13 protein-coding genes are annotated in these 11,950 nt (G+C 42.7%); all 13 read left to right on the top strand.

What is annotated here, in order from left to right; genetic code table 11:
- Position 1 precedes the first annotated feature (1 nt).
- The 13 genes from SSED_RS12450 (at position 2) to SSED_RS12390 (ending at position 11,949) form a co-directional block, all read left to right on the top strand.
- Positions 2-454, top strand: coding sequence for a helix-turn-helix domain-containing protein (locus SSED_RS12450; protein WP_012142720.1), 453 nt, complete (start codon positions 2-4; stop codon positions 452-454).
- A gap of 608 nt (positions 455-1,062) precedes the next feature.
- The gene (locus SSED_RS12445; protein WP_012142719.1) at positions 1,063-1,263 is read left to right on the top strand and encodes a Flp family type IVb pilin; all 201 of its coding nucleotides are present in this window, start codon (positions 1,063-1,065) and stop codon (positions 1,261-1,263) included.
- A 105-nt stretch (positions 1,264-1,368) separates the two neighbouring features.
- Entirely contained in the window at positions 1,369-1,944 is a 576-nt protein-coding gene (locus tag SSED_RS12440; RefSeq protein WP_012142718.1) for an A24 family peptidase, read from the top strand.
- A gap of 28 nt (positions 1,945-1,972) precedes the next feature.
- On the top strand, positions 1,973-3,262 hold the full coding sequence (locus SSED_RS12435; protein WP_049772161.1) for an ATP-binding protein: 1,290 nt from the start codon (positions 1,973-1,975) through the stop codon (positions 3,260-3,262).
- 40 nt (positions 3,263-3,302) lie between these two features.
- Entirely contained in the window at positions 3,303-4,127 is an 825-nt protein-coding gene (cpaB, locus tag SSED_RS12430) for a Flp pilus assembly protein CpaB (RefSeq protein ID WP_012142716.1), read from the top strand.
- A 40-nt stretch (positions 4,128-4,167) separates the two neighbouring features.
- A complete protein-coding gene (locus SSED_RS12425) occupies positions 4,168-5,619 on the top strand; it encodes a type II and III secretion system protein family protein (RefSeq protein ID WP_012142715.1) in 1,452 nt (483 codons plus the stop codon).
- A gap of 18 nt (positions 5,620-5,637) precedes the next feature.
- A complete protein-coding gene (locus SSED_RS12420; protein ID WP_041421671.1) occupies positions 5,638-5,922 on the top strand; it encodes a hypothetical protein in 285 nt (94 codons plus the stop codon).
- Between the two features lie 83 nt (positions 5,923-6,005).
- A complete protein-coding gene (locus SSED_RS12415) occupies positions 6,006-7,346 on the top strand; it encodes a TadE/TadG family type IV pilus assembly protein (RefSeq protein ID WP_223295914.1) in 1,341 nt (446 codons plus the stop codon).
- A 9-nt stretch (positions 7,347-7,355) separates the two neighbouring features.
- A complete protein-coding gene (locus SSED_RS12410) occupies positions 7,356-7,853 on the top strand; it encodes a TadE family protein (RefSeq protein WP_012142713.1) in 498 nt (165 codons plus the stop codon).
- Entirely contained in the window at positions 7,850-8,308 is a 459-nt protein-coding gene (locus tag SSED_RS12405; protein WP_012142712.1) for a TadE/TadG family type IV pilus assembly protein, read from the top strand. The genes SSED_RS12410 and SSED_RS12405 overlap by 4 nt, the downstream gene beginning before the upstream one ends.
- A 67-nt stretch (positions 8,309-8,375) precedes the next feature.
- A complete protein-coding gene (locus SSED_RS12400) occupies positions 8,376-9,632 on the top strand; it encodes a CpaE/TadZ family protein (protein ID WP_012142711.1) in 1,257 nt (418 codons plus the stop codon).
- A gap of 2 nt (positions 9,633-9,634) precedes the next feature.
- Positions 9,635-10,960 (top strand): TadA family conjugal transfer-associated ATPase, encoded by a 1,326-nt coding sequence (locus SSED_RS12395; protein ID WP_012142710.1) that lies wholly within the window; start codon positions 9,635-9,637, stop codon positions 10,958-10,960.
- A gap of 11 nt (positions 10,961-10,971) precedes the next feature.
- Entirely contained in the window at positions 10,972-11,949 is a 978-nt protein-coding gene (locus SSED_RS12390) for a type II secretion system F family protein (protein WP_012142709.1), read from the top strand.
- Position 11,950: the final 1 nt, after the last annotated feature.

Raw genomic sequence — 11,950 nt, 5'->3', positions numbered from 1 at the left:
CATGGCTCAACCGGCATGTGATACTCCCGATTTTATGAAACTTATTCAACAAGAAAAAAATGCCAGGATGAAGTTGAAGCTACTGGCTTTGCTTCATTTTCATGAAGGTAAATCAAGATATCAAATTGCAGACTACCTGAAAGTTAGTCGAACCAGTGTCAACAAGTGGATTTCAAGCTACTTAACCTATGGTCTGGATGGTCTTAAAGATAAAAAGCACACCGGTAGACCAGCCTCTTTATCAGATGAGCAGATACAGCAACTATCACGATATATTAAACATCGTGCGACGACACGAAATGCAGATAAGTTGCAGGGCTGTGATATTCAGGCATACATCGCAGATAACTTTGGTGTAGATTATGAAATTTCTAATATATACAGAATTTTAGACCGTTTGGGTTACTCTTGGGTCACTCACTCTCCTAAGCGTGTATTGAACGATGGTATCTAGTTGCTGTAATTATTTTAGGTCAACAGAATCGACAAATACTCAATGACCTTGTATTTTTAATCTATAGGTTGAGTTTATATGTTCCTCCATGTCCATAGCGAACATAGGGTAACTGAAATAATCATAAATTTATGCTTACGAGGTGTTCAACTGTTTTAACTAACCTTTTTAACTTAATGGGTTAGAGTCAATGTTTTTCGTTATTCATCCTAAATAAAACTGTCTACTGATTAATTAACTGATCTGATTTACCTTTTTTTGTTAAATAAACTGTAATCTGACAGACTTATACTATACCTTCTTTTATATCAATTATTTAACGCCGAAATAGATACTATTTTATATGCTGTTTAGCTATGCGCACAATAGTTGGCTTTCAGAAAAAGTATTATTAATACTCTATTTAGTCACATTTAACTTCCTCTAAAACAGAACAGTAATTTAATCAGCGTGGTGCATCCCCGGTACCTTTGCTACTTTTAAGTTAGCTTTAGAGTTCATGTGTTGTGGGCACTAAAAGCAGCTAGGTGGATGCTATAGACCTAGTACTGACTAAGGGAACTTTTGTAACCTTTAGTATTGTGTCGATAAACCAGGAGAAACACATTATGAACATTAAACAGATATTCATTGAGTTTATTGAAGATGAAAGTGGATTAACGGCTGTTGAATATGCTATTGCCGGTGGTTTGGTGGTTGGCGGAATGATTGCTGCTTTTAATGAGTTGGGAACTAATGCCCAAACTAAGATTGAATGTTTAGCATCAGCAGTAGCGGGTGATAGTTCCGACTGTACACCTAGCGGTTAGATGCTATTTCTATAGAGTTAGTAACAAAACGCAGCAGAACCAAAATTGGGATTTAGCCCATAAGGATGTGGGCGTACTTACTGACCGAGTGATTGAGGGGGGGATATGTCCGAAACTCAACTTACAATTCAGTTGACCCTTGCTGGAGTGTTTTTTATTACTGCTATAAGTGTAGATCTCTATAAAGAAAAAATACCTAACAAGCTGAGCCTGCTGGCGATCTTTTGTGGATTTGCGATTAATGCTTACTATGCCCAGTTAGCCGGGGTGTTAATGGCGTGTTTTGGTTTTGGTTTAGCTTTCATATTACTGTTTCCAACCTTTATATTTAGGATACTTGGAGCGGGTGATATTAAGCTTATGATGGGAATCGGCGCCCTTATGGGTCCAGATCTACTATTTTCAAGCTTAGTTTATGGCATAGTTGCAGGTGCTGGAACTAGTTTGATATTAATCACTTGGAAAGCTGGATTCAGAGGACTATTCAAAACAGTTAAGCGCTATTGGGATTGTTTCTACTTGCGCACATACTTCAAACCTGAGTCTGATGAAGCTGCCGGGCAAAGAGTACCCTATGCGCCGGCACTCGCCATTGGCTGGTTATGGGCATGCTCTCTCGATAAAGATATCGTAGCGCTCTATCAAAACTGGTCTCTATACCTTGGGTTAGGGGTCACCTGATATGTTTAGAGTGAATGCCGGCGATTCCATGCGAGAGCATAGAGTCGTAAATACGAGTGTAAATTCTGAATTGGCTCCGAGACCTAAATCAATTGAAGATACGGGCATTCAAGAGTCTCTTTTACTTGACCTTATGCTTAAGCATCTACTCGGAGGCGGGGTATTAACTAAATCTGAATTGGTTATGAAGATGGGCATTTCTGGCGGCATTATTCAAAACCTGTTGGATAATGCTAAACAGCTTGCTTGGGTTGAAAACAGACAATCGACTCCCGATGGACAGATGCGATATGCGCTAAGTCATGGAGGAGACGAATACGCCAAACAAGCATCTGCCAAGAGTGGTTATCGTGGATTAGTGCCAGTGCCGCTTGCTCAGTACACTGACATTTGTCAGAAACAATCCAGCCGAAAAAATCCAATTACCTTAGAGATGTTACAGTACGGATTACAGGCACTGGTTTTGCCCAATGATCTTCTGCGCAAGATAGGTCCAGCTCTGAATTCGAGCCGACCGGTTCTTATTTATGGGCCTCCGGGAACGGGGAAAAGTTATCTTTGCCGTAACCTCAATTTAACGTTAGGTGATAATGTCCTGATCCCTTATGCAATTGCAATCGGGAACGAGGTGATACAAGTTTATGATCCACAACTGCACCATAAGGTTGAGAGCACTACGTCCGTTAATGCTCTGGACTTGGTACAAGGCCATGACCCTCGCTGGATCGAGTGTAAGAGACCCCTTCGTATTACCGGTGGTGAATTAAACGCTGAGATGCTAGAGGTGCAATTTGATAGCCATAGCCGAACCTACATGGCTCCGATTCAGTTAAAGGCTAACAATGGCATTTTACTCTTGGATGATTTAGGTCGTCAAAAGATCAGCGCAAAACAGCTTTTTAACCGATGGATTATTCCTATGGAAGAGCGAAGAGATTTTCTCTCTCTGCAATCGGGTGAACATTTTGAGATCCCTTTCGAGCTAATCTTACTTTTTTCTACTAACCTAAATCCTAATGACCTGGTTGATGATGCATTTCTACGTCGTCTTGGATACAAGATTCACTTCGACGCATTAGATGAGCCTTTATATCGTAGGATCTGGTTTCAGGTGTGTGAAGAGAAAGGGCTTAGCTGTAGTGAAGAGATGTTTCAGCATCTGCTCATTGAATTTCATCAGAGGTATGCAAAGCCCTTGATCCCATGTTATCCACGCGATCTGTTGGGAATTATGGCCGATCAAATGAGTTTTATGGAGTTAAAACCTGAGGTGACGAAGGCATTAATTACAGAAGCTTGGTCAATCTATTTTGTGTAGTTCATATCGTTAGACTTAATAAGCGAGAAAGGAGCTCTTGATGAACAATAAAACCATATTATTCGTCCTATTGTCGTTAATATTTGGCGTTGCAGCCGTTTTCCTTGCACAAAGTTGGTTGAAAACTAATACCGAGGCCGTTAATCCGCAAGTTTCAACGAGTGTGATCACTATGGCCACATTAGTTCCGCTTGGAACAATACTTGAGCGAAAACATCTTATACTTACTCCTATGCCAAATACCGTTATCCCGGAAACTGCGATTAAAACGTTTGAAGGTGCAGAGGGTATGGTCGTTAAGCAGAACCTGTATGCGGGAGAGGTGCTTCGCAGTGAAAGGATAACTGTAAAAGGTGAGGGAAGCACATTAGCCAGCTTGATATCTCCGCAAATGCGCGCCGTCACCATTAGGGTTAACGATGTGGTTGGTGTTGCAGGTTTCTTGCTCCCGGGTAATCGTGTTGATGTACTCAACCTGTTTAAAAGAGGGGGGCGTCTGCAAACTGATGTTGTATTGGCGAACGTTAAAATTCTTGCAATCGATCAACGCTCTTCAAATGATGAAAATAAGCCTAAATTGGTTCGTGCAGTGACTCTCGAACTCAATTTAGAGCAGGCTGAAGTGTTAATGATCGCAAAAGGGCGTGGCAAGCTTCAATTAGCGCTAAGAAATCCGAATGATTCAACAAAAGTTGAACTAGCATTAATTAATGAGGCTAAAGATACAATCGATAGCGAGCCCACGCCAGCTGTCAGGCCTATGCCTGTCGTATCTAAAGACATAATTCAAGTTTCAACTAAAACGAATTCAAAAGTCTATCTGCTTAAAGGAATGCAAGAGCAGGTAATTAAAGTGAGCAATTAGATGCCGATGGAATTATCTTCGCATTAATAAGGAGCGCACCATGCCACGAACAATAACCAGAATGGTTACGATAGCATGTTGTTTTTTAACTGTATGTCTTGTTTTTATCAATTTTTCAGTCAACGCTGGCGGTCCAACTGGAGCGAGCCGGGATATCAAACATATCCCGATTTTTAAGTCACGGGTATTAAAACTAAAGCAAGCGATTCATCGGGTATCTGTAGGTAATCCCAATATAGGTGATATCAAACTTCTTCCTAATAATGAATTGTATGTTCTGGGAAAAAAGTTGGGTAGTACCAATATCATGGTCTGGGATAAGAATGAGCAGTTAGTCGATGTGATCGATATTGAAATTACCCATGATCTCAATGGATTGAAAACCCGCTTGCATGAGTTTCTGCCGGGGGAAAAATTGGGTGTACAAACCTCACAAGGCCAATTGCTGATAAGTGGCCAAGCGAGTAACCTCCAAAAAATGAATACGGCGGTCGAACTGGCTCAGGCCTATGCAGATGCCGCATCTGTTTCTAAAGTGAAAAGTACGGTGTTAAACATGATGACAGTAGGGGGAGACCATCAGGTTATGCTCGAAGTCGTTATTGCCGAAGTTCAAAAAGAGGTCGCCCGTCAATTTGATTCAAAATTCTTTATCTTTAACAAAGGCGATAAAGGGTTTATTGGTACGGCTGGTGCCGGTGGAACCTTCGATCTTGACCCCGCTGCAGCCATAGACAGTCGTGGATTCTTTGCTCGTTATCTCGACGGCAATTTAATGATGAACTTTGCTCTCGATGTTGCTAAACAACATGGTCTTGCTAAAGTCCTGGCTGAGCCTAATGTAACGGCAATGAGCGGACAATCGGCAGAGTTCTTATCGGGGGGAGAGTTTCCTATTCCGGTTCCGGGCACCAATGGTTCGACAACAATACAGTACAGAGATTTTGGTGTAGGCGTTAAGTTTGTGCCATCGGTGTTAGATTCAGGGCAAATTAATCTTAACCTCAATGTAATGGTAAGTGAAGTCAGTAACGCTAACTCGGTTACACTTTCCGGTGGCTCTAATACCGCTCTTGTTGTGCCTTCAATAGTTAAGAGAACGACAGCAACAACCGTTGAATTGGCCGATGGACAAACCATCGCAATCAGTGGACTCATTAGTGACACTTTACGTGAAAATATCGATAAATTACCGGGGCTCGGAGATATTCCCATCTTAGGTCAGCTATTTACCAGTAAAAGTTTTCAGAGTGGACAAAGCGAACTGGTTATTCTGGTAACACCCAGATTAGTTAGACCGTTTAATAAAAAGCAGATATCACTGCCAACCGATGATTTTGTCTTGCCATCTGATATGGAGTTCTATCTGTTAGGTAAAATGTCGCATAAGCAGTCCGAACAAGAGAAGCATGAAACGCCTTACGAAGCGATAGAGTCCGATGCGAAAATTGATGACAGCGGAACTCAGCAAAAATATGGACATTCACTATAGTTAATGGAGAGGTGGTGTATGAATAAGTTAAACGTAAACCTTAACGGCTACATTAAATTTTGCTGTTTGGTTGGCGCTCTTCTATTAACGGCTTGTGCTCAGGTGAATGACTTTCCAATGGGCGAAAGTTACCAACAGGTGAAGCAAGTTCAGATATTAGACCCGGGTGCACCTGAAAGAAATGAAGGTATTGTAGGCGTCTTAGAGGGAAATTACGGTGAAAGAGTGATGCAAGCCTATCGCGTAAGTAATATGTCCCCCCAAACTGGGAGAGATAAGGTCTCCATTAAAGCGATTGATTGATTTTCTTAGGTGTGTGTCATGGGGTGTTTAATTATTCAATGTGGGAAAATAGACAGTTTCTATTTCATGGCATGGTGAACAAGATGAATATAAGACCATATCGCAAGCAAGGTGGAGCTATTCTGGTCATGTTTACTATTGGCCTGTTTTCATTGATCGCTGTGGCTGCATTGGCACTCGATGGCGGACACCTGTTATTGAATAAGGGGCGTTTACAAAATGCGGTCGATGCGTCAGCCCTGTATGCTGCAAAAGAGCTACAGGATGGTGCGAGCTTGTATGAAGCCAGAGAAGCGGCTACTACTTTGCTATTACAAAACCTTCAATATCAGGAAAACGGGGAACTCAATAGCAGTATCGATCTCTCTGCACCCGATTACAACTCAACTCAGGTAGCAGCCAATCTGTTTATTGAGTTCTCAGAGTGGCCAGATCCTTTCTCGCCAATATTGGTGGAGGGCAGTGAGTATGTTCGGATTAGAATTGAAAATGTCGGGTTAACAAATTTTCTCGCTCAAATCATGAATTTTGATAAATCGGTGAGAGCATCTGCCATCGCGGGACGTAGTACGGACATCGAGTGCCTCAACAAAGCTGTTCCTATGATGGTGTGCGCATTAAATGAAGATGAAGATGATGATTTCGGTTTTAGTCCAGGAACTGTCCATATTATGAAGATTGGCTCTAACGCAGATAGTCCTATTGGGCCTGGAAACTTTCAGCTTCTGCGGTTAGATGGTAATTCAGGTGGTGCCGATATTCGTAGGGCCCTAGCAGGGGACTTTACTCTCGGTCTGTGTGTGGAGGATGGAGATGAAATTCCAACTGAGCCGGGCAACACTGTGGGACCCGTGGTACAGGGGTTAAATACACGTTTTGGAACCGATAAAGGTGGTGGAAATATTAGCGAGTTCAAGAGGGATTTCGATGCCTGTCAGGGTGATAGAGTTTTAGTTAATGATGACGGTGATATCGTTGTCCAGCTTGATGAGGCTGGGGACCCTGTACTCGATGCTGATGGGCATACTATTCCAGTCGACAGTGCGGGAGCCATAATCGATTATTATACTCATGCCGAATACAGCCCAGCTTCCCCGCTTCTTCCTCCAACCAGCTGTCCTACAGGATTTTCTGGTGATATCTTGTCTAAACCCTCATCAATAGCGTCGACTGGACGTCGTGAATTCCCCATTGTTATCGGTATTTGCGATGGTGTTACCAATGGAGCTAACACGATCACGACTCTGGGCACCGGTTGCTTCTTTTTGACACAAGAAGTGTCACAAAAGGGAAATGAGGCCCATGTGATTGGCGAGTTTCTCAGTGTCTGTTCCGGTTCAGGCAGTGCTTCACTCGATCCCACCTACGAGAGCAAAGTATCAACAGTGGTCTTATACCGAGATCCCGATAGTCCGGACTCATAGGTGAATATAATGAGAATGGTTAAGCAAAAGGGGGTCGCTGCAATCGAGTTTACTATCATGTTGCCTGTGTTATTGTTGATGCTGTTCGCTACGGCAGAGATTGGCCGGGCTATCTATCAGTATAGTCACCTTACGCGAATGGTGCGTGATGCGAGCCGTTACCTATCTGTTACGGCTATACCCGATACAAGTGGATCATTAGCCGCAAGTTTCGATGATAATTGTGACCTGGGTGATGATTGTAATTTAGATTGTAAGAATTGTATCTCCGAGACGAAAGACTTGCTTGTTTATGGCAAAGTCGGAGGAACGGTACCTTTACTCTATGGTTTGTCAACCAGCGATGTGATCATTTCAGGTTCGCCTGCTACAAGCATCGTCACGGTCTCAGTCGATTATAATTGGCACCCCTTATTCAGTGACCGAATTTCAGGATTTGGAATTGGTGATGGTATCGATTTAAGTTTCAACTTCAGCGTTAGTCATGCGATGCGAGCCGGTTTATGAGATTTCAACGAGGAGTTTATGCCGTTGAGTTTGCCATAGTCGCTGGTGTATTCCTGATGCTGCTATTTGCCATAATTGAAGTGGGTAGGTTGATGTATACCTATAATGTACTTCATGAAGCGTCCCGAAGAGCGGCAAGAATAGCTGTTGTGTGTCAGGTGACAGATACGGATATTAAAAATATGGGACTGTTTAATGGTATTGATTTAATTCCCAATTTAACCCCTGCAAACCTGACTATCAGTTATCTCGACAACGAGGGCGATGAGGCTACCGGTATGGCGATTGTACTCGTTCGTGCCGAGATAGCTAACTATCAACACGAGTTTTTAGTACCGGGTCTTTATCGAGTGATAAATTCTCCCACTTTTTCGACTTATCTCCCCCGGGAAAGCCTAGGTGTATACCATGTAGAGGATGAAGATCCTGGTTCCGGGTATATTGATTGCAATTAAATCATCGACTTTAGAAAAAGCTTACTATAGTAAATATAAGGACTTTTTATCTGAGAAGGATGATTAAATGGATAAGCCACTGGAGCTGCTAGTGTCTAATGATGAAAATAAGGAGACTAGTTCGCCTGCCAGTACGGTTTCGAATAATATATTGCCTTATCCGGTACATGTGTTACTGATTAACACTCAAGGCGATAATGTTAGTGAGATAGAGGTTAGTCTCGAGACCTGCCTGAATCTCTCATGGGAGTCTGTTCATTCTCTCAATCCATTTGCAGCCAGATCGTCCACTGCCAGACCCTTTAACCTTATTCTTCTCGTGTTGCCAAACGATGAGCCGAGCGCCGTTCATGCATTGAAAGCAGCCGCTGCTTATGAGGTCGATATTATTTTGCTCGGTCATGATACGCCGCAGAGTGTCCTTCGCTTAGCCTTCCAACAGGGGGTCAGTGATTTTATTCCACTCGATGAACCTGAAGTTGATCTGCTACCGGCTTTAGAAAAGATCGCAATAAAATTGGCTGAAAAAGCCGATTTGGCGCCCGTCGTAGCAGTGATGAATGGGAAAGGTGGCTCTGGAGCAAGCTTTATCGCAACGAGTATGGCCGTAGTCGCCTCAGCGAGAGAAGAGGGAGAAGTGGCTTTACTCGATACGGATCTACTACAAGGCACATTAGCCCATATGCTGGGGTTAGAACCTACCTATTTTATTACCGAAGCAATACAAGAGCTGGAGTCCTTGGATGAAGTAGCTCTTAAAGGAACTATGACCAACAAAGGACATCTGCATCTATTAGCTGCTAAACCGTTTGCAGTGTTGAATGCAACTGAGCATATCGAACTACGTAATACCAATGAGCTTCTTTTGAAATGTCGGCAATACTATGATCAGGTCATCGTCGATCTCTCTCGTGGCCCGGAGGTATGGAATGCAGATATTCTGACTAACGCCGATATTTTATTGGTGATACAGCAGAATGTGATGAGTATTCGAGAAACAAAGGCAGTCGTTAATCAATTAATTAATTTTATGGGGATCGATAGTAACCGAATACATCTGCTGGTTAATCGTTATCAAAAGACAAATTCAGGGATAAACCTAAAAGATATACAAGAGACAACTGGCATTAAATCACTATTTGTCGTGGCAAATGATTTCAAGCTCGCCAGTCAGTGTATAGATCTTGGAACGCCCATAACCGATGTGGCGAAAAGAGAACAGATGTTGACAGATCTGAATTTGGTAACTGAGCACTTTTTTCCGAAGTCGAGTAATGGTGATAAAAATTCAAAAGGATTTTGGAACCGACTATTAGGTAAATAATTATGACAGTCCTGAGTCAACAAGGGATGACAAGCTTTAAACCGCTTTCAATAGAAGAGCTACAGATCAAAGAACAGGTTTACAACAAACTATTGAATGTGATGGATCTTTCTTTGATAGAAACGATCTCAAAAGAGCAGGCCAGAGGACAAATTAATGAGATTTGTGAAAAGCTCATTAGTGAACTGCATCTGCCCATTAATCTAACTTCCAGACAGCATTTAATTAAACTTATCATAGATGAAGTCTTAGGTTTAGGCCCTCTGGAGACGCTTCTTGCTGACCCGACCATTTCGGATATCTTAGTGAACTCCTTCGATAGGATATATGTGGAGCGTCGAGGGAAACTCGAACAGGTATCGATAAAATTTCACAGCAACGCTCACTTGCTCAATATCATAGATCGGATTGTATCGAGTGTCGGACGACGTATAGATGAATCATCTCCTATGGTTGATGCTCGTCTTGAAGATGGTTCGCGTGTGAATGCCATTATTCCCCCATTGGCACTCGATGGTCCCGCCTTATCCATCAGAAGGTTTTCGGTGGACAAACTCAATGCCGAACAGCTCATCAATATTGGTTCGATAACACCGGAGATGAATGAGTTATTAAAAGCCGCTGTTAAAGGGAAGCTGAATATTTTGGTCTCCGGAGGTACGGGTAGCGGTAAAACCACGCTGCTGAATATGCTATCCGGGTATATTCCTAGAGACGAGCGAATCGTTACCATCGAAGATTCTGCGGAGTTACAGCTGCAACAACCCCATACCGTTCGACTGGAAACACGCCCTGCAAATATTGAAGGACGTGGTGAAATCACCCAAAGAGATCTGGTGAAGAATTGTTTACGTATGAGGCCTGACCGGATTGTTATTGGTGAGGTTCGTGGCGGAGAAGCATTGGATATGCTAACCGCGATGAACACCGGTCACGAAGGTTCACTAACAACATTGCACGCCAATAGCCCGAGAGATGCATTAGGTCGACTGGAGTATATGGTATGTATGGCCGGTTTTGACATGCCAGTCAGTAACATAAGAACGCAAATTGCTTCCGCCATCAATCTGGTTGTTCAACTGGAGCGTCTCGAAGATGGCACCCGCCGCGTTACCAGTATCCAGGAGATCAACGGCATGGAAGGAGAGGTCATTACTATGTCTGAGATATTTCGTTTTGTTCGTGAGGGGCGAGATCAGAATGGCGATATTATCGGTAAATTCAATTCTACTGGCGTGATCCCGGGATTTCACAACAAGCTTAAACAACATGGTATCGATCTGCCTTTTGAGTTGTTTAACTCTGGTGATCCATTTGCTGACTTTTAGAGGAACTAGTGATGCCTTCAAATGAAATAATATTTCTGGGCTTGATTTTTCTGGCTGTGATCTTGCTGTCACAAGCACTATTTTTACCCGTTTATAGCCCACAAAGAGCTAATACGGCCTTAGTGAGAAAGCGTCTGAAACAATTGTCTAAAAATTCAGATGACTCGGAATTTGAGACCTCTTTACTTAGAAAAAGTAAGCTGCAAAAGTTGAATCGATTCGGGAGAGCATTGGAAAAAATCGAATTCATCGAAAATTTAAGCTATCGCCTGGAACTTGCTGATTATAAGATGATGGGCCATCATTTCTTCCTGCTTGCTCTAGTCACGTCCATTATAACAGGGCTATTAACCTGGCAATTTACCCGTGAGCCCATCATTACGGTATTCGTAATGGCAGTGACTCTTATGCTGTTTCATATCAAACTTTCCCGGGATACAAATAAACGTATGGATGCCATCGAGGCCAGCTTTCCCGATGCCTTAGATGTCGTTCGAAGAGCACTGCAGGCCGGATACTCCTTCTCCGATGCGATTAAGCTTGCAACAGAGGAGTTGGAGGGACCCATAGCGAAAGAGTTCAAATTGATGTTTGCTAATATTAATTATACTAAAGATGTAAAACGTGCGCTGCTTGGGTTTATTGAGCGAGTGCCTAGTATCTCAGCCATGGCTTTTGCCAGCGCCGTTATGGTGCAAAAGGAAACGGGCGGAAATCTGGCTGAAAATATTGAAAGTTTGTCGAGAGTGATAAGAGAAAGATTCACTTTCAGACGTAGGGTTAAAACTTTGTCGGCGGAGGGAAGGCTGTCTGCCTGGATTTTGATTTTGCTGCCTTTTGTTCTGTTTGCTGTGATTTATCTTCAAACACCCTCCTATGTTGGCGAATTAACGGGAACTGAAGGTGGGAAAAAGTTATTGATGTGGGGGGCTATTGGTATGACTATCGGTGGCTGGTGGATTAGCAAAATAATCAGAATAGATATGTAAT

Source organism: Shewanella sediminis HAW-EB3 (genome assembly GCF_000018025.1).
Taxonomy (GTDB): Bacteria; Pseudomonadota; Gammaproteobacteria; order Enterobacterales; family Shewanellaceae; genus Shewanella; species Shewanella sediminis.
Note: the sequence above shows the minus strand (reverse complement) of the source record. Positions and strands in the feature narration are given on the sequence as shown.